Consider the following 17,691-nt stretch of genomic DNA (forward strand, 5'->3'; position numbering starts at 1 on the left):
GTTGCGTGCCACCCGCCCCGTAGCCTGTACGGGTGACCCGTCGCGCCCTCGCCCTGCTCGCCGGCCTGTTCGCAACGATCACCGCGATCCTCGGTGTCGCCGGACCGGCCCTCGCCAGCCAGCCGCAGGCAGCGCCCTCGCCGCAGGCCGCACTCTCGCCTCAGGCCGCCGCCTCCCCGCGTTCCGCCGCCGACGCGTCGCTCACCACCGCCACCGCCCCCAACCCGGTGATCCTCGTCGGCACCGGCGGCCTGACCTGGAGCGACGTCTCCCGGGAGCAGACGCCCGCCCTGTGGTCGTTCCTGCGCGACGGGGCGACGGCGGCGCTGTCGGTGCGGTCGGTCTTCACCAACACCTGCCCGATCGACGGGTGGCTCAGCCTCTCGGCCGGCAACCGCGCGGGTGCCCCCGGCCCCGAGAAGGGTGGCGCCCGCAAGACCACCCAGCCGTGTGCGCCCATCCCGGTGGTCGACAGCGGGGTCGTGCCCGGCTGGGACACCTACGTCGCCGCAGCGGCGGCCAAGCGCTTCGACTCCCGGCCCGGCCTCCTCGGGGAGACCCTCGCGAGCAACAACACCTGCATCCAGGCGGTGGGCCCCGGAGCAGGGGTGGGCGCCGCCTACCGCTCGGGAGCCGTGCCCCGGTATGCCGCGTTCGACCCCGACCAGCTCACCGGCCGGCTCACGAGCTGCCCGGTGACGTTGGTCGACGTGGGTTCGCTGCGCGACCCCGACGACGTCGCCGAGGGCGAGCAGCAGGTCGGGGCCGGCAGCCGGGCCGACCAGGTCAAGGAGATCGACGAGCGGCTCGCGCAGGTGCTCGAGGCCGCCCCCTCCGGCTCCGACATCATCGTGGCCAGCCTGTCCGACGCCGGCAGCAGCGAGCGGCTGCGGCTGGTCGCGGCCAAGGGGCCGCAGTACGGCACCGGCACCTTGTACTCGTCCTCCACCCGCCAGCCGGGGCTCGTGCAGGCGTCCGACCTGACCGCGACCCTGCTCAAGGCGGCCGACGTCCCGCTGCCCGCGGAGGTCGGTGGGCGGGGGCTCGAGCGCCAGGACCCCGAGGGCAACTCGGAGGAGGCGGCTCGCGACCGGCTGCGGCACCTCATCGACTTCGACGACGCCAGCCACGACGTGCACGCGCTCGTCTCCCCGTTCTTCAACGGCGTCGTCTACACCCAGATCGCGATCTACCTGTTCGCGGCCGTCGTGTGGCGGCGCGACTTCGGCACGAACGACCGGCGGCTGCGGCTGCTGAGCCTCGTGCGCCGGGTCGCCGTGGTCGCGGCGAGCGTCCCGGCGTCGACGTTCCTGGCCAACCTCATCCCGTGGTGGCGGTTCCCGGTGCCGCTGGTCGCGGTCACGCTGTCGGTCGCGCTGTTCGTCACGATCATCTCCGGCATCGCGTTCCTGGGGCCGTGGGGCCGGCGGCTCACCGGCCCCCTCGCGGCCGTGTCCCTCGCGACGATGCTGGTGCTGGGTGGCGACATCCTGTTCGGGTCGCGGCTGCAGATCTCGTCGCTGATGGGCCTGCAGCCGGTCGTGGGCGGGCGCTTCTACGGCATGGGCAACGTCACCTTCGCGCTCTTCGCGACGTCCGCCCTGCTGCTCGCGATCGCCGTGTCGGGGTACTTCGTCCGGCGCGGACGCCCGCGGGTCGGGGCTGCGGCGGCGGTCGTCATCGGCGTGGTCGCCGTGGTGATCGACGGCAGCCCCAACTGGGGTGCCGACGGCGGCGGCCCTCCCGCGCTCCTGCCCGGCCTCGCCTACCTCGTGCTGGCGATCCTCGGGATCAAGCTGACGTGGCGCCGTGGGGCCCTCATCGTCGGCGTGACGGCTGGTCTGTTCCTGCTCGTCGGCTTCCTCGACTCGTTGCGCGCGCCGGCATCCCAGTCCCACCTCGGCCGGTTCTTCGACTCGCTGTTCACCGGTGGCGCAGGCGACATCGTGATCCGCAAGCTCGAGCAGAACATCTCGATCCTGTTCAGCAGCACCCTGACCCTGCTGGTGCCGATCGCCCTGGCCTTCGTCATCTACGTCCTGGCGCGGCCCACCTCGTGGGGCTCGCAGTCACTGCGCCGGTCCTACGAGGCGTGCCCGACCCTGCGCCCGGGGCTGATCGCGCTGCTCATCACGCTCACGATCGGCTTCGCCATCAACGACTCCGGCGTGGCCATCCCGGCGAACGGAGCGATCATCGCCGTGCCCCTCATCATCGCGGTGAGCGTCAGGGTGCTGGAGGACGAGGCGCGGGTGAACGCCTCCACCCGCGCGCTGCGGCGAGGGTGAGCCACCCCCAGACCAGCAGCACGGCATACGGCACGAGGGAGCGGCGCACCCACAGGGTGGCGCGTTGGACGGACGGGGTCATCGCCTCGACCCGGCCCGGCACGTAGGCCAGCGTCATCGCCACGAGGTGCAGCAGCAGGGCGCGGTCGAGCACGCTCGCCGCGAGCACCGGCAGGGTCGCCCAGGTGAGGACGAGGTACCACGGCAGGGAGTACGGGGCCGAGAGCGCGTAGGCGGTGCTGAGCACGAAGGTGCCGCGGGCGGCGGTTCCGAGCGTGCTGGCCGGCGCCAAGCCGCGCGTGAGCCGGGTCAGGACGACGACGAGGACGAGGAACAGGGCCAGCGCCAGGGCGGCAACGAGGTCGCGCGCGTCGGCATTGGTCATCGGACCGTCGAGCGCCTCGAGCAGCAGGCGCCACGGGGTGGCCAGCGAGACCGACCGGCGGGCTCGGTCGAGCTGGTCGAAGACGTGCGGGCCGGCCCACCAGTGCAGCGGGACGACCACCGCGAGCAGGCTGGCCACGAGGACCGCAGTGCGGCGGGCGAAGCCCTGCCGCTCGTGGACCCACCAGGCCAGCAGCAGGGCGAGGACGGCCACCCCGACCGTGAACTTCGTCGACACACCGAGACCCGCGAGCACTCCCGCCGCCCAGGTGCTGCGGGACGACGCCCAGACGGCGAAGAGCACCAGCGCCACCGCCACGAGCTCGACGTGGGCGCCGAACACCGCGACCCCGACCACGACCGGGTTGAGCGCCCAGAGGGCCGCGACGCGACGGCGGCCGGGGCCGGGGCCGACGAGGGCCGTGACGACCCAGGTCGTGGCCAGCCAGGCGAGCAGGACCATCAGCTGCCAGACCCACACGGTCTGGCGCATGGAGTCCTGCCCGAGGTGGGCCGCGAGCGCCTGGAGGGCCGTCGCGAACGGACCGTAGATGCTGACGGTGCCGTCCCACGGCGGCCGGACCGCGCTGGTGACGGGGTCGGTCGGGGACCACGCGTTGGGGGGCGTGAGGTAGGGGTCGCCGCCGTGCGCGGCGATCTGGCCGTACGCGGCGTAGTTCGTGTGGTCGGCGGAGCCGAAGGGCGACGTCAGCGTGATGACGGCCAGCACCACGAGCGCGCCCAGCACGACCTGGGCGCGCTGGGGCAGCCCGTGCCGAAGGTGCAGGAGCACCCCCAGGGCCCCGAGCAGGTATGCCGCCCACAACAGTCCGGTGACAAGGGCCGGGCCGGGGGCCCAGGACCAGTCACCGGGGAGCCAGCCGACCTCGGGTCCCAGCCCCGGCTTGGCGGCGCTCTCACCGGCGGCCCCGACGACCACCAGCAGGGCGAAGGAGACGGTCAGCACGGCCGCGGTGGCCACCCGGGGCGGCGTCCACGGGGTGACGCCCCCGTCCGACGGGGGGAACAGCCGCCCCACCGCCCCCCTCGTCGCAGCCATGACGCCCGCGATCAGCGCAGTCCGCGACGGACTCGGCGACGGGCCAGGGCGAGGGCGACGTCGCGGAACTGCCTGGCACGGTGCACCTGGCCGCGCCAGTCCGAACCGCTGACCCGGTGGTGCAGCTCGCAGGGCACCTCCTCGACGCTCAGCCCCGCGAGCAGCACGTCGACGGTGAGGCCGACCTCGACACCCCAGCCGCGGGCCAGCGGCGTGGCAGTGTCGAACGCGGCGCGGGACAGGCATCGCATGCCCGACAACGGTTGCTTCGCCTCGAATCCGGTGAGGTCCTCGATCCCCTTGCGCGCCAGGCGGACGACGAAGCCGCGACCCCCACCGGCGGTCTTCTGCGGAGGGAGAGTCGCGATCGTCATGTCCGCCAGGCCCTGCAGCACCGGCGGCACGAGGACGCCGACGTTGACCGCCGACTCCTCGAGGTCGCCGTCGACGAAGAGCAGCGGACGCGGTGTCGAACGCACCGCCCCCGCCGCGCCGGCCGGCTCCCCGCCCCGCCCTGGTTCGCCGTCCAGCTCTTCCCCGGTCCGCGACTCACCGTCCCGCGCAGACTCCACTGACTCGTGCCGCGCGACGTAGTCCGCTCCGGTCGTCATCGCCGAGGCCTTGCCGCGGTTGCGCGCGTGGCGCACCACCTCGGCGCCGGCCTCGCGGGCGAGGTCAGCGGTTGCGTCGCTGCTGCCGTCGTCGACGACCACGACGAGGTCGACCCCCGGGATGGAGCGCACCGCTCGCACGGTGGCCGCGATCCGCTGCGCCTCGTCCTTGGCGGGGATGACCGCGGCAACGCTCAGCGGCAACGTCGACGTCATGGGAGCAGCCTCCTAGCGCAGGGTGACCTGGCGGCTGAGCAACCCGGACCGGGCGCGGCGCTCGTCGACGGTGAGCGCGTCCTGCGAGCCCAGCACCCCGGCATACCGTGTGACGAAGGCGCCGAGGCCCTCCTCGTAGTCGGCCGCCGCGAGCTCGGGGTCGAGGTCCCACACGGGGACGAGCAGCCCGCAGGCGCGGAAGGCACCGAGCAGGCGCGTGCCCTCGCCGACGCCGTCCTCACCGGCGGCGTGCAGCCGGGCCAGGGCGTCGGTGGCGAGGTCCTCGTCGTCGGGCAGCACCAGCCGGATGTGGGTGCGGTCGCCGATCCGGCACCAGTACGCCGATTCCGTCGCGGCCATCTTCACGGTCGGGATGACCGACTCGTTGGCCCGCTCGAGCGAGGCCTTGCCCTCGTCGTCGAGGTCGGTCTCGCCGACCCAGAACTCGAAACCCTCGTGCACCGTCACGTCCAGCGGCGCGGACAGGTCGAGCAGGTCCTGCAGCCTCGGGCTCTGCGCGGTGGACGGGTCGGTCGTGACGACCGGCGTGCCCTCCTCGGCCGTCGCGGCGGCCACGAGCGCCGCAGCGAGGTCACGGGACGCGTCGCCGGACACCGAACCCGTCTGCGTCCCGAAGAACACGGTGCCGTCGGCCCGGTGCAGCCCCGGCCACGCGAGCGGCAGGACCGTGGCGACCGTGGCGTCGGGACCGGCTCCCTGGGGCGTCTTGCCCGCCGCGAAGCTCACCGCCGCGGTCGCAGCGGGCAGGATCTCGCGCATCGCGACCCAGTCGGTCTCGCCCGGCAGCCCCTCGAAGGGCCGACGGACGAATGGTGCCGGCTCGACACGAGCCGAGCCCTGGTCTGCGCCCTTGCGGCGCCGCGATGCCTTACCCATGCGCCAAACCCTAGGGCCTCGGGGTTGGCGGTGCCGTCAGTGCGTGCGGCGGCGCGAGGGGCCGCCGAGCGAGGCCCACACGGTCGAGCCGGTGCGGTCCTCGGTCACACCCCACTCGTGCGCGAGGCTGCGGACGATGCGCAGGCCGCGGCCCGAGGGTGCCCAGATGGTGCGGGGGGCAGGGCGCGGCGTGCTGTCACCCCCACCGTCGGTGACCTCGACCTCGACCACGCCTGCCTTGACCTTCCAGTGCACCCGCAGGTTGCCGTCGGCGAGAGGGCGCGCGTGCCGGATCGCGTTGGACACCAGCTCGGAGATGACGATCTCGGCCTCGTCGATGACGGCCGGGCTCACCTCGCGGGTGGCGAGGTCGTCGACCACGGCCTTGCGCACGAGGGCGACCGACGCGGCCCGCCAGGGGACCCGCATGGTCCTGGCCGCGTCGCCCCCGCGGGCACCAGCATGCGGCACCGAGCGCACAGGGGGCGCGGCGCGATCCGGACGAAGGGGTGATGCGGTCATTCGGCGAACAATCCGTTCTTTTCCGACACTGCTGCCGCAGCCTACCGACGCTCGCGCACAGCGTCGAGCACGGCGCCGGGACGGTTGCTGATGATCCCGTCGACCCCGAGCTCCAGGCACAGGGCGATGTCGGCTGGTTCGTCGACCGTCCAGGCGAAGACCTCGTGACCGTGACGGTGCTGGCGCTCGACAGTGCGGGGCCACCGCCGCAGGATCCTGATGTCGAGACCGACGGTGTGGACCCCCTTGGGCAGCGACCCGTCACGGAACCGTAGGGGCACCGACTCCTCGATGAGGTAGACCGCCGGAACGTGCGGCGACAGCTGTCGCATCCGTTGGACGGCGAGCTGCGAGAACGACATGACCCGCACCCAGTGGTCACCCGGTCGGCGTGGGGTGTCGAGCCCGAAGTCGGCCAGCACCCGGGCCAGCTGGCGCTCGACGAGACCGGCGTACCGCGTCGGGTGCTTGGTCTCGATGGCCACGCCGACGGGTCGGTCGCTCGCGGTGACGGTCGTCAGCAGGTGGCGCAGGGTCAGGAGGTTGTTGCGGTCGCGGTCGGGCAGCTCGGCGTCGCCGGGGTGCGCCTGCTTCCACGAGCCCCAGTCCAGCCCCTCGAGCTCGGCCAGCTCGAGCGTCGAGACGATGCCCCGGCCGTTGGACGTGCGGTTGACCCGGCGGTCGTGGACGCAGACGAGGTGGGAGTCGGCAGTCAGCCGCACGTCGCACTCGAGGGCGTCGGCGCCCTCCTCGATGGCCCGCAGGTAGGCCCGCAGGGTGTGCTCGGGCTCGGCGAGGCTGGAGCCACGGTGGGCGATGACCAAGGGGGTGCGACGGGACACAGCAGCAGAACGCGTGGGGACGGCGTCGTCGAGCACGCGACCATGGTTCCACAGCAGGACCGGTCGGTCGCGCACGTGCGGCACGATGGGGCCGCGCGCCCACGGCATACCGGCTGGGGGCACTCACACGACTGGGAGGTGCGGCGTTCCATGGGTGTGAACCTGCCCGCCTTCCAGACCCTCGTCGACGCGCACTGGCGCGATGTGGCGCGCCTGGCGCACGCCCTCGCCGGCCCCGTCGACGGCGACGACGTCGCCCAGCAGGCGTGGACGCAGGCCCTCGCGGCCTATCCCACCGTGCGGTCGGCGACGAACCTGCGCGGCTGGCTGCTCACGATCACGCACCGGTGCGCCATGGACCTGCACCGTGGACGGGCCCGCCGTGCGGTGCCCCACGACGACCCCGCCTCGCTCGCCTCCGGCCCGGCCGCACCACCTGCCGACGCCGCCCTGCCCGACGGCCCCCTGTGGTCGCGCGTCGGGGCCCTGCCGCCGAGGCAGCGCGAGGCGGTCGTCCTCAAGTACGTCGCCGACCTCGACCACCCGACCATCGCCGCCGCCCTCGGCACCACCCCCGCCATGAGCCGCCGCCTCGTCAGCGACGCTCTCGCCACCCTGCGCAAGGACCTGCCATGACTGACCTGTTTCCCGGACTCCTCTCCGGCTTCGACCCGACCGTGCACCCCCCGGTGCTGCCACCCTCTGACGTCTCGTACGTGGTCGAGGACACCGTGATCGGGCGGATGCTGTTGGCCCGCAACGACTCCGGCGCCCTCGTCGCCTCGGCCTTCGTTCCCGACGACGCCGCCGAGCAGGCCGTGCTGACCCGGCTCAGCGCCAAGATCTCCCCTCGCGTGCTGCGTCAGCCCGGCGAGCTCGACGAGGCCCGCCGCGAGCTCGAGTCGTTCCTCGCCGGTCGGACCCACGCGTTCACCCTGCGCACCGACCTGGCCCTCGCCTCGGACTTCCAGCGCACGGTCCTGCCGCGGCTGGCGGGGTCGGTCGGCTACGGCCAGCGGGCGACGTACGGCGAGCTCGCGGCCCTGGTGGAGCGTCCTCGCGCCGCCCGCGCCGTGGGGGCGGCGCTGGGCGCCAACCCGCTGTGCGTCGTGCTCCCGTGCCACCGCATCGTCGCCTCCAGCGGCGCCCTGACCGGGTATGCCGGCGGGCTGGCTGCCAAGCGCTACCTGCTCGACCTCGAGGCGACCCACTAGTCGGGTCAGGCGGGGCCGTAGTGCAGGTGGACGACGCCGTTGGCGTAGGCGTCCGTGCCCTTGAGGGCGAAGCGCGTCGTGTCGAGTCCCTCGGGCAGCAGCCGCGCGCCCGACCCGAGCGCGACCGGGTAGACGAACAGGTGCAGGTCGTCGACCAGCCGGTCGGCAACCAGCCCACGCACCAGCGTGCCGCTGCCGGACACGTAGATCGTGCCGTCGGTCTCGTCCTTGAGCCGGCGGATGGTGTCGGCGTCGTAGCCGCCCAGCCGCAGCGTGTTGGCCCACTCCTGCGTCACGTCCCGCTCGCCGACGACGTACTTCGTCGTGTCGTTGAAGAACGGCGCACCGGGGTCGTCCTCGACCGTGCGCTCGCGCCAGGCCGGCGCGAACATGTCGAAGGTGTTGCGGCCCAACAGGATTGCCCTTGCCTGCCCGGTGATGCCCGCCAGCGTCTCTCCCATGGCGGGGTCGAACCCGAACTCGAACGTCCAGCGGGGGTCCTCGTAGACGCCGTCGAGGGAGATGAACTCGTGAACTGCGATGGTGCCCATGGGGTCCGGCCTTTCCTGGCGAGCAGCGGGTGCGGGTGGTGTCTCCCAGAGTGCCAGCCGCGCCACCCCTCGTGAATCCGAGGTGCGGGTGGTGCAGGATCGGGGGATGAGCGATGGTGTGTATGACGTCGAGCGGGTCCGCTCCCACTTCCCGGCCCTGCGCGCAGGGGCTGCGCACTTCGACGGCCCCGGCGGTTCGCAGACGCCTGATGTCGTGGCGATGGCCGTGGCCGACACGCTGACCTCCGCGATCTCGAACCGGGGCACGGTCACGCCGTCGGAGCGGCTGGCCGACACCGTCGTGGTCGAGGCCCGCGCCGCGATGGGCGACCTGCTCGGCACGGACCCCCTCGGCATCGTCTTCGGGCGCTCGGCGACCGAGCTGACCTTCCAGCTCGCGCGGACGCTCACGGCCTCGTGGGGCGAGGGCGACGAGGTCGTCGTGACCCGGCTCGACCACGACGCCAACGTCCGGCCGTGGGTCATCGCCGCGCAGGCGTGCGGCGCCACGGTGCGCTTCGCCGACTTCGACCCCGCGACGGGCGAGCTCGACCCCGCCGCCATCGAGGCCGTCGTCACGGAACGCACCCGGCTGGTCGCGGTGACCGCGGCCTCGAACCTCATCGGCACGCGGCCGGACCTGCCGGCCATCGCCGAGCTGGCCCACGGCGCCGGCGCCCTGCTGTGGGTCGACGGTGTGCACGCCACCGCCCACGTGGCCACCGACCTGCCCGCCTCGGGGGCCGACTTCTGGGTCTGCTCGCCGTACAAGTTCCTGGGTCCGCACCTCGGGGTCCTCGCGGCCAGCCCGGAGCTGCTGGAGACGCTGCGGCCGGCCAAGCTGCTGCCCTCCAGTGACGCCGTGCCGGAGCGGTTCGAGCTCGGCACGCTGCCGTACGAGCTCCTCGCCGGGACGACCGCTGCCGTGGACTTCCTCGCCGGGCTCGACTCCGGTGCGCCGGGGTCGCGGCGCGAGCGCCTCGTCGCGTCCTTCGCGGCCCTCGAGTCCCACGAGGACGACCTCCTGGCCACCCTCGAGAGCGGCATCCGCGCGCTGCCCGGCGCCACGGCATACAGCAACGCGAAGCGGCGGACTCCGACCCTGCTGTTCACGCTCGACGGGCACGAACCGCAGGCGGTGCGGGCGCACTTCGCGGAGTCCGGGGTCAACGCGCCCGCCGGCCACTTCTACGCCTGGGAGTGCAGCCACCACCTGGGGCTGGGGGCAGAGGGGGGCGTTCGCGTAGGGCTGGCGCCGTACACGAACGACGAGGACGTCGCCCGGCTGCTGGACGCCCTGCGCAGCCTCTGAGGGCTCAGACCGCACGGCCCGAAACATCTGTGGGCGGGTGTCGAATCGACGACGGCTCGTTCGGCACCAGGGGTGAAGGCACCGGAACCGCCGGCGCCGGACGCAGGACCACCCCCGTCGGGCAGCCGCCCGACCCGAGCAAGGAGCCCTCCATGGGATCAATCACCTCCAGCCTGTTCATCTCGCTCGACGGTGTCATCGAGGCACCCGAGACGTGGCACTTCCCCTACTTCAACGACGAGATGGGAGCGGTCGTCGGCGAGCAGATGGCCCGGGCCGAGGCCACGCTCCTCGGACGCGAGACCTACGACGGCTTCGCGGCCTACTGGCCGCAGGCCGACCCCGAGGACCCGTTCACGGCCACCATGAACGGCGCCCGCAAGTACGTCGTGTCGAGCTCGCTGACCGAGGCCACCTGGGAGAACTCCTCGGTCATCGGCGGTGACGTCGAGGCGGCCCTCACCGAGCTGAAGCAGCACACCACGCTCGGGACGACGGGCAGCGCCACGCTCGTGCGGTGGATGCTCGAGCGTCGCCTCGTCGACGAACTGCACCTGCTGGTCCACCCGATCGTGGTGGGTCACGGCAAGAGGCTGTTCGCGGAGGGCGAGACCGTCCCGCTCGAGCTGAGGTCGTCGACGACCTTCACGACCGGAGTCGTCCACCTGGTCTACGGCCCCGCCGCCGTCTGACCGGCCAGAATGGCCGGGAGCCCCACACCCGGCCGCCAGCCCCACACCCGGCCACCAGGCCACACCCGGCCGGGAGCCCCCCACCCCAGGAGACGACGATGCGCTACATGGTGATGCACTACCAGACCCAGGACATGGAGGACGGCATCCCGCCCACGCCCGAGGCGATGGCCGAGATCGGCGCGTACATGCGTGAGGCGGCCCAGGCCGGCGTGCTGCTCGCTGGCGAGGGCGTCGGCCCCAGCTCGAAGGGGGCCCGGGTCGAGGTCAGCGACGGGGCGGTCCGCGTCATCGACGGTCCCTTCGCCGAGGCCAAGGAGCTCATCGCCGGCTTCGCGATCCTCGACGTCGACTCGCTGGAGGAGGCCGTCGAGCACGCGAGGAAGTTCGCGCTGGTCGTGGGCTCGCACCGGGTCGACGTGCGCAAGGTGATCGAGGTCGAAGACCTCGAGGCTCCCTCGGCCTGATGCCCACCGAGGCGGGCGCGGCAGGCCCGGCGGGCCCGGCAGGCGCTGCGGGCGCTGGGGCCGCTGGGGGCGCGGCAGACGCCACGCTCGAGCAGCGGCTGGCGACCCTCTGGCGGGTCGAGTCACCGCGGGTCACGGCCCGCCTCGCGCGCCTGGTGGGAGACCTCGACACTGCCGAGGAGCTCGCCCAGGACACCTTCGTCGCCGCCCTGGAGAAGTGGCGGGCCGAGGGGGTGCCCGACAACCCGGGCGCGTGGTTGCAGACGACCGCCCGGTTCCTCGCCATCGACCGGATCCGCCGCCGCGATACCGGTCGGGCGAAGTACCGGGTCGTCGCCGCCACGACTCCCGGGACGGTCGAGCACGGCCTCGACGAGGTGGTCGACGCGGACCTCGCGGAGGACCTGCTCGGCCTGATCTTCATGGCCTGCCACCCGATCCTGTCGGCGGACGCGCGCTCTGCGCTCACCCTCAAGCTGGTGTGCGGCCTCGGCACGGCCGACGTCGCGCGCGCCTTCCTCGCTCCCGAGTCGACCATCGCGCAGCGCATCGTGCGGGCGAAACGGACGCTCGCGGCGGCCTCGGTGCGGTTCGAGCTCCCCGAGGCCGCGGAGCGGGCGGCCCGGCTGGCGGCCGTCCGCGAAGGCATCTACCTCGTCTTCAACGAGGGGCACTCGGCCACGAGTGGCGACAGCTGGGTCCGGGCCGACCTGTGTGCCGAGGCCCTGCGGCTCGGGCGGATGCTCGTGGCCCTCACGCCGCGCGACACCGAGACCCTCGGGCTGCTCGCCCTGATGGAACTGCAGGCCTCGCGGCTCAGAGCCCGGGTCGGCCCCGAGGGAGAGCCCGTGCTGCTCCTGGACCAGGACCGCTCACGGTGGGACGGCACCCTCATCCGCAGCGGGCTCGACCACGTCCGCCAGGTCGAGGACCTGCGCGGGACGACCGGCCCGTACGCCCTGCAGGCCGCGATCGCCGCCTGTCACGCCCGCGCCGCCACGGCCGCGGACACCGACTGGGAGCAGATCACTGCCTTGTATGACGGGTTGGCCCAGGTCAGCCCCTCACCGGTCGTGGAGCTCAACCGCGGGGTCGCGACGGCACAGGCGTTCGGGCCTGACGCGGGGCTCGCGATCGTGCTGCCCCTGCTCATCCGACCCGAGCTGAAGGACTACCACCTCTTGCCCGCCGTGGTCGGAGACCTGTTGTGCCGCAAGGGATCCCACGACGAGGCCCGAGGGCACTTCCTGCGGTCGGCGGCCCTCACCGCCAACACGCGGGAACGCGCCACGATGCAGGCGCGCGCGGCGCAGTGCGCCGGTGGGCACGCCTGAGCCGTCAGACCGCGACGGCCGCTGCGAGCCGGGCCGCGAGCGCCCGCGTCGCCGCCCGCACCTCGTCACCCCGCACGACCCGGTAGGCCGCCGGCAGCCGCACGAGGTCCTCGGCATACCCCGTGGGGTTGCTGGTGCTCCCGACCAACCGGCACGACCCCTCGTCCACCGCCTCGACGACCCCCATCGTGCGCGGAACCCGCCGGGCCACGAGCTCGGCAGGGGCCTGGACGACCACCTCCACCTCGAACTCCCACCCCACGGCGAGGTGTGCCTCGAGGGCCGCCACGGGGTCGAGGTCGTCCGGCGGCTCACACGGCTCCTCGCCCACGACGACGTCGCGCATCCGGTCGACGCGGTAGACGCGGACCGCCCCCGAGGTGAGCGAGTGGCACAAGAGGTACCACCGGCTGTGCCGCACGACCACGGACCACGGCTCGGCCTCGATCGAGAGCTCGCGGCCCGCCTCGGTGCGGTAGCCGAAGGTCACCCGCAGCCGGTCGGCGCACGCCTGGACCAGCGTGGCTGCGGTGCCGGGGTCGGGTCGGGCGGCACCTCGGTCCGGCGCCGGGGCGGCCGTGCGCCGCACCGCATCCGCTTGCGCCGCAACGGCTTCGGGCAGGGTGCTGAGGATCTTGGCGAGGGCGCTGCCCACCGGGTTGGCAGCGTCACCGGCGTCGTGGTGGCCGTCGAGGACGGCCATGACCAGTCCCAGCGTCTCGGCCGGCGAGAACAGCAGCGGCGGYGGTCGCAGCCCGCGGCCCGGCCGGTAGCCACCGGCAGGACCGCTCACCGACGCGATGGGTATGCCGGCCTCCCGCAGGATCGCGACGTAGCGTCGCGCCGCGCGCGGGGTCACCTCCAGCCGCTGCGCCAGCCGTACGGCGGTGATGCCGGGCTGGTTCTGCACGAGCTCGAGGGCCAGGAGGGCCCGGGCGGTGGGGCTGACGTCGACGCTCATCTCGACATCCTCGCATTGCGGAAGCAGATCGTCCGCAATGCGTCCTACGGTGGTCGTCATGACCGAGATCGTGCTGTTCCACCACATCCAGGGCCTCACCCCGGGGGTCGCCGCCTTCGCCGACCGGCTGCGGGACGCCGGCCACACCGTCCACACGCCCGACGTCTTCGAGGGCCGGACCTTCGACTCCATCGAGGAGGGTCAGGCGTTTGCCGGCGAGGTCGGGTTCGACGAGGTCCGCGCCCGCGGGGTCCGGGCCGCCGCCGACCTGCCGGAGTCGGTGGTCTACGCCGGCTTCTCGATGGGCGTCATGGCCGCCCAGCAGCTGCTGCAGACCAGGCCCGGCGCCCTGGGCGGGCTGTTCTACCACTCGTTCGCCGACCCGACCTGGTTCGGGTCGTGGCCGGACGGCGTTCCGGTGCAGATCCACTCGATGGACGCTGACCCGTTCTTCGTCGACGAGGGCGACCTCGACGCGGCCAGGCCCTTCCTCGAGTCCCACGACGAGGCCGAGCTGTTCCTCTACCCCGGCGACGGACACCTGTTCACGGACAACACGCTCGCCGACTACGACGAGGCGGCCACCGAGCTGGTCCTCCAGCGTTCGCTCGACCTGCTGTCCAGGCTCTGACGATGGGTGTGCCGTCGGACTCCCCGCCGGGTTCGCCGTCCGGTGTGCCGGAGGGTATGGCGTCGCAGGCGGCCTCCGCGCCTGACTCGCTGTCCGTGCGCGACCAGCGGCTGGTCGGCGCCAGCTTCGAGCACGTCGACCTCACCGGCGTGCGGTTCGACCGGGTGGACCTCACCGGCGCTTCCCTGCAGATGGTGGACCTGGCCGACGTCGAGATCCGCGACAGCGCGCTGACCCGGGTGCGGATGCGAGGGGTCGAGCTGGTCGACGTCGAGATCAGCGGCGAGCTCCTGCGTGTGCGGGTCAACGGAGTGGACATCGGCCCGTTGGTCGAGGCCGAGCTCGACCGCCTGCATCCCGAACGGGCCCGGCTGCGACCGACCGACCCGCAGGGCTACCGCGACGCGTGGGCGATCCTCGAGGACCTCTGGTCGGGCACGGTGGAGCGCGCCCGCCAACTCGACGCCGAGCTGCTGCACGAGAGCGTCGACGGGGAATGGTCGTTCATCGAGACGCTGCGCCACCTCGCCTTCGCCACCAGCTCGTGGCTGCGCCGCGCGATCCAGGGCGACCCGAGCCCTTGGCACCCGCTCGAGCTGCCGTGGGACACCATGCCCGACACCCCCGGCGTACCCCGTGACCGCGAGGTGCGGCCCTCCCTCGACGAGGCGCTCGCGCTGCGCCGGGAGCGCAGCGGTCAGGTTCGCGACTACCTGGCCACCCTGACCGCGGAGCAGCTCGCGTCCCACACCGAGCCGGTGGCGGGGGCGGGCTGGCCACCACCGGAGTCCTTCCCCGTCAAGGACTGCCTGGACACCCTGCTCAACGAGGAGTGGTGGCACCGGCAGTACGCCGAGCGCGACCTCGCTGCGCTCGAACGCGGGCCCGACGAACGCCCACAGGGCGGGCACCGAGCGGGCGGGCACCGACCGGGCGAGCACCGACCGGACGAGCACCGACCGCAGGAGGAGGAGACATGACCGACCAACACCCCGACCCCGTACCCGGCTCGGACGAGACCCCGTGGGAGCCGCCCCTCGCCGGCACCGAGGTCGAGCACCTGCTCGGCGCGCTCGACCGGCTGCGCTGGACGTTCCGCTGGAAGGCCGACGGCCTCGACGACGAGGGCCTGCGGACGAGCATCGAGTCCTCCACGCTGACCCTGGGCCGCCTGCTCAAGCACCTCGCGCTCGTCGAGGACTTCAAGTCCCACGTGCGGCTGTCCGGCGACCCGCTGCCCGACGTCTGGGCCAGCGCGGACTTCGAGGACGACGACTGGGAGTTCACGTCGGCCGACCAGGAACCGGACGACCAGCTGTACGCCCTCTGGGACGGGGCGGTGGCGCGGTCCCGCGAGCGCGTGGCCTCGGCCCTCGCCCAAGGCGGACTGGACCTGCCGATCCACGTGACCGCCCACGGCCAGAGCGCCAGCCTGCGCCGGCTCCTGTTCGACCTCGTCGAGGAGTACGGCCGCCACACCGGGCACGCCGACCTGCTGCGCGAGGCCGTCGACGGCCGGGTGGGCGAGGACCCACCCGCAGGGTGGCGCCCGACAGGCAGAGGCTGACAGGCGGGGCTGACTCGCTGGCCCACGCGCCATACGAGTCATGGCGAGGGCACCTGGGCCCCGCGGCGGAAGGCCGAGTGAGCGCGATGCGCGTCTCCTGTTGCCAGGTGGAGCACATCGCGCTCACTCACCTACACCGTCGGGCGCTGGTCGGTCCCGTTCAGTCCCCGTACGGGTTCTGGACGGAGACGTGGACGTGGTCGTAGTGACCACCGGTCACGCCCGAGCCACCGGTGTAGGTGCGCCAGCCCTCGGACGAGCGGGCGACGCTCCAGATCTGCCCGTCCCAGATGACGTACCGGACCTGGAGGCGGACGGCGTACTGCTTCAGCCAGTTGGCCAGCCGCCAGCCCTGGTCCCGTTGGGCCGCAGTCGGGTACGTGCCGATCGCGTTCGAGATCGTGCAGTCCAGCGCGTTGCCGGTGTTGTGGTTGCTCGTCGACGGCTGGTAGCTGCGGTAGTCACCCACCCAGCAGTCCCGCTCGCCGGTGAGCCGCGCGATCTCGTCGTCGACGAACTGCGTGCGGGCCGTGGCACTGGGCGCCCTCGTCGCTGCCGAGGGGTACGGGTTGGTGTTGGGCGCGCCGTACGACGGTGCCCAGCCGCCGAACCGGTGCGACGCGTTCTCGTTCTTCAGCGTGGCGTTGAGGTTGACCTTGGCGCCGGCGGCGAACGACTGGCTCGCCCCACCGAAGTCGCTGTTGTAGAACACGGTCACCGTGCCGCCCGTGCGGTTCCAGACCGAGGCCGCGTTGTTCTTCACACACTGGCCCTGACCGGCGCCGGCGCCCCTGAACTCGTAGCAGTCCGGTTGGGTCGCACCGTAGTCCGCGATCGAGCCGGTGAAGTCCGACACCGACCCGGCGTGGTCGCTGTTGTAGTAGAGGCAGAACTCGCCCGACTGGCAGATGCCGTCACGGTCGGCCGCCTGCGCGCCGGGGGCGACGGCGACCAGGGAGGCGGCGAGGCCGACGCCGGCCAGGAGTCCGGCAGCGGCCCGGCGGGTCGAGCGGGACAGGCCGCGGAGGTGGGTCGCGCTCATCGGACGTTGTACCCGCGGGCCTGCCAGAACGGGCTGGGGTTCGGGTTGTCGAGCACCGGGTCGTCGACGCTCTTGGCTGCGAGGGTCCTGCGGCCCAGACGCATCTCGACATGGGTGTGCGTGGCGCTCGCGCCCCGGGACGCCTCGGTCGCGATCTGCTGGCCCTTGCTGATCGAGTCACCGGTGTCGACGCTGTCGAGCGGGTTGGTGTGCAGGTAGATGATCGTCTTGTCGAAGGTCGCGTTGTAGACGGCGATGGTGGACAGGCTCGTGCCGCCCTCGACGACGTTGGTCACCGTGCCGGACAGCAGGGCCTTCACCCCTGCCCCGCTGGCCTTCGCGAAGTCGATGCCCTCGTGGCGCCCGGGCGTGGTCTCGTACCCGTCGAACGGGGTGGTCAGGCGACCGCCGCCACCGGTGTAGAGGGCGTCGGACATGTCGACGTTGGTCGCGGTGCCCCCGCCGAGCCGGTGCGACGCGTTGTCGTTCTTGAGCGTGGCGTTGAGGTTGACCTTGGCGCCCGAGGCGAACGTCTGGCTGTCACCGGAGTAGCCGCTGTTGTAGAAGACGGTGACCGAGCCGCTCGTGCGGTTCCAGACCGAGGCGGCGTTGTTCTTCACGCACTGGCCCTGACCGGCGCCGGCGCTCTTGAACTCGTAGCAGTCCGGCTGGGTCGCGCCGTAGTCGCTGATCGAGGTCGTGAAGTCCGACACCGACCCGGCGTGGTCGCTGTTGTAGTAGAGGCAGAACTCGCCGGACTGGCAGATGCCGTCACGAGCGGCGGCCTGCGCCGCTGGGGCGGCGGTCAGGAAGGTGGCCGTCAACAGCGTTCCTGCGAGGGCGGCATACGCGAGCAACTTCTTCATCACAAAGCTCCTTGTCCTTGGGCATGCGGAAGCCCGGGTGGAGATGGGTACGGAAAAGAACGGCGACTCCAGAAGGTCGTCGGTCACCCTGCACCAGGCCGAAACGACTCCCCCCTGCGCCCGTCGGGCCGACAGTCCTCCCTCATGACCCATCGCGCGCGGCCCGAGCCTGTTGGCTTCGTCCGGGTTTGTCCACGCGAGAAATGCCCACCTGCCATTTCGAGGACGAACCGG

Annotated in this window: 19 protein-coding genes; 10 read left to right on the top strand and 9 right to left on the bottom strand. The window is 72.7% G+C overall.

Annotation, left to right across the window (positions count from 1 at the left end; translation table 11 throughout):
- Positions 1 to 32 precede the first annotated feature (32 nt).
- Positions 33 to 2,288 (top strand): hypothetical protein, encoded by a 2,256-nt coding sequence (locus tag AC1DV7_RS07280; protein WP_477596056.1) that lies wholly within the window; start codon positions 33 to 35, stop codon positions 2,286 to 2,288.
- Here the strand turns inward: AC1DV7_RS07280 and AC1DV7_RS07285 are convergent.
- The 5 genes from AC1DV7_RS07285 to AC1DV7_RS07305 all read right to left on the bottom strand — a co-directional run bounded on the left by AC1DV7_RS07285 (position 2,227) and on the right by AC1DV7_RS07305 (position 6,895).
- Entirely contained in the window at positions 2,227 to 3,732 is a 1,506-nt protein-coding gene (locus tag AC1DV7_RS07285) for an MptA/MptB family glycosyltransferase (protein WP_477596058.1), read from the bottom strand. The two genes, AC1DV7_RS07280 and AC1DV7_RS07285, sit on opposite strands and share 62 nt — an antisense overlap.
- Positions 3,733 to 3,743: 11 nt before the next feature.
- Positions 3,744 to 4,559 carry a glycosyltransferase gene (locus AC1DV7_RS07290; RefSeq protein ID WP_477596060.1) on the bottom strand — a complete coding sequence of 272 codons (816 nt, stop codon included), beginning with the start codon at positions 4,557 to 4,559 and terminating at the stop codon, positions 3,744 to 3,746.
- 12 nt (positions 4,560 to 4,571) lie between these two features.
- Positions 4,572 to 5,456, bottom strand: a complete 885-nt coding sequence (locus tag AC1DV7_RS07295) for a DUF5926 family protein (protein ID WP_477596062.1) — start codon at positions 5,454 to 5,456, stop codon at positions 4,572 to 4,574.
- A gap of 36 nt (positions 5,457 to 5,492) precedes the next feature.
- A complete protein-coding gene (locus AC1DV7_RS07300) occupies positions 5,493 to 5,885 on the bottom strand; it encodes an ATP-binding protein (protein WP_477596064.1) in 393 nt (130 codons plus the stop codon).
- A gap of 134 nt (positions 5,886 to 6,019) precedes the next feature.
- Positions 6,020 to 6,895 carry a glycerophosphodiester phosphodiesterase gene (locus AC1DV7_RS07305; protein ID WP_477596066.1) on the bottom strand — a complete coding sequence of 292 codons (876 nt, stop codon included), beginning with the start codon at positions 6,893 to 6,895 and terminating at the stop codon, positions 6,020 to 6,022.
- A gap of 75 nt (positions 6,896 to 6,970) precedes the next feature.
- On the opposite strand from AC1DV7_RS07305, the gene AC1DV7_RS07310 reads away from it, so the two are divergent.
- Together AC1DV7_RS07310 and AC1DV7_RS07315 are read left to right on the top strand one after the other, a co-directional pair.
- Complete coding sequence (locus tag AC1DV7_RS07310; RefSeq protein ID WP_477596068.1) at positions 6,971 to 7,456, top strand: RNA polymerase sigma factor; 486 nt, start codon at positions 6,971 to 6,973, stop codon at positions 7,454 to 7,456.
- Positions 7,453 to 8,034, top strand: a complete 582-nt coding sequence (locus tag AC1DV7_RS07315; RefSeq protein WP_477596070.1) for a methylated-DNA--[protein]-cysteine S-methyltransferase — start codon at positions 7,453 to 7,455, stop codon at positions 8,032 to 8,034. Before AC1DV7_RS07310 ends, AC1DV7_RS07315 begins: the two co-directional genes overlap by 4 nt.
- A 5-nt stretch (positions 8,035 to 8,039) precedes the next feature.
- Here the strand turns inward: AC1DV7_RS07315 and AC1DV7_RS07320 are convergent, their stop codons facing one another.
- Positions 8,040 to 8,585, bottom strand: a complete 546-nt coding sequence (locus tag AC1DV7_RS07320) for a dihydrofolate reductase family protein (RefSeq protein ID WP_477596072.1) — start codon at positions 8,583 to 8,585, stop codon at positions 8,040 to 8,042.
- Positions 8,586 to 8,691: 106 nt separating this feature from the next.
- On the opposite strand from AC1DV7_RS07320, the gene AC1DV7_RS07325 reads away from it, so the two are divergent.
- The 4 genes from AC1DV7_RS07325 (at position 8,692) to AC1DV7_RS07340 (ending at position 12,390) form a co-directional block, all read left to right on the top strand.
- The gene (locus AC1DV7_RS07325) at positions 8,692 to 9,897 is read left to right on the top strand and encodes a cysteine desulfurase-like protein (RefSeq protein ID WP_477596074.1); all 1,206 of its coding nucleotides are present in this window, start codon (positions 8,692 to 8,694) and stop codon (positions 9,895 to 9,897) included.
- A 152-nt stretch (positions 9,898 to 10,049) separates the two neighbouring features.
- Positions 10,050 to 10,589 carry a dihydrofolate reductase family protein gene (locus AC1DV7_RS07330; protein WP_477596076.1) on the top strand — a complete coding sequence of 180 codons (540 nt, stop codon included), beginning with the start codon at positions 10,050 to 10,052 and terminating at the stop codon, positions 10,587 to 10,589.
- A 98-nt stretch (positions 10,590 to 10,687) separates the two neighbouring features.
- Complete coding sequence (locus AC1DV7_RS07335; protein WP_477596078.1) at positions 10,688 to 11,056, top strand: YciI family protein; 369 nt, start codon at positions 10,688 to 10,690, stop codon at positions 11,054 to 11,056.
- Positions 11,056 to 12,390, top strand: a complete 1,335-nt coding sequence (locus tag AC1DV7_RS07340; RefSeq protein ID WP_477596080.1) for an RNA polymerase sigma factor — start codon at positions 11,056 to 11,058, stop codon at positions 12,388 to 12,390. Before AC1DV7_RS07335 ends, AC1DV7_RS07340 begins: the two co-directional genes overlap by 1 nt.
- A gap of 4 nt (positions 12,391 to 12,394) precedes the next feature.
- Here the strand turns inward: AC1DV7_RS07340 and AC1DV7_RS07345 are convergent, their stop codons facing one another.
- Entirely contained in the window at positions 12,395 to 13,351 is a 957-nt protein-coding gene (locus AC1DV7_RS07345; RefSeq protein ID WP_477596082.1) for a helix-turn-helix transcriptional regulator, read from the bottom strand.
- Positions 13,352 to 13,388: 37 nt separating this feature from the next.
- Between AC1DV7_RS07345 and AC1DV7_RS07350 the strand changes: the two genes are divergently transcribed.
- Genes AC1DV7_RS07350 through AC1DV7_RS07360 form a run of 3 tightly spaced genes read left to right on the top strand, consistent with a single transcriptional unit; the run spans position 13,389 to position 15,549 of the window.
- Entirely contained in the window at positions 13,389 to 13,982 is a 594-nt protein-coding gene (locus AC1DV7_RS07350; protein WP_477596084.1) for a dienelactone hydrolase family protein, read from the top strand.
- Positions 13,983 to 13,984: 2 nt separating this feature from the next.
- Positions 13,985 to 14,962 carry a DinB family protein gene (locus tag AC1DV7_RS07355; RefSeq protein WP_477596086.1) on the top strand — a complete coding sequence of 326 codons (978 nt, stop codon included), beginning with the start codon at positions 13,985 to 13,987 and terminating at the stop codon, positions 14,960 to 14,962.
- Complete coding sequence (locus tag AC1DV7_RS07360) at positions 14,959 to 15,549, top strand: mycothiol transferase (RefSeq protein WP_477596088.1); 591 nt, start codon at positions 14,959 to 14,961, stop codon at positions 15,547 to 15,549. The genes AC1DV7_RS07355 and AC1DV7_RS07360 overlap by 4 nt, the downstream gene beginning before the upstream one ends.
- A 160-nt stretch (positions 15,550 to 15,709) precedes the next feature.
- Here the strand turns inward: AC1DV7_RS07360 and AC1DV7_RS07365 are convergent, their stop codons facing one another.
- Both AC1DV7_RS07365 and AC1DV7_RS07370 read right to left on the bottom strand, forming a co-directional pair.
- On the bottom strand, positions 15,710 to 16,591 hold the full coding sequence (locus AC1DV7_RS07365; RefSeq protein WP_477596090.1) for a peptidase inhibitor family I36 protein: 882 nt from the start codon (positions 16,589 to 16,591) through the stop codon (positions 15,710 to 15,712).
- Positions 16,588 to 17,457, bottom strand: coding sequence for a peptidase inhibitor family I36 protein (locus AC1DV7_RS07370; RefSeq protein ID WP_477596092.1), 870 nt, complete (start codon positions 17,455 to 17,457; stop codon positions 16,588 to 16,590). Before AC1DV7_RS07370 ends, AC1DV7_RS07365 begins: the two co-directional genes overlap by 4 nt.
- Positions 17,458 to 17,691 lie beyond the last annotated feature (234 nt).

The organism is Pedococcus sp. P2_E4, from assembly GCF_056403935.1.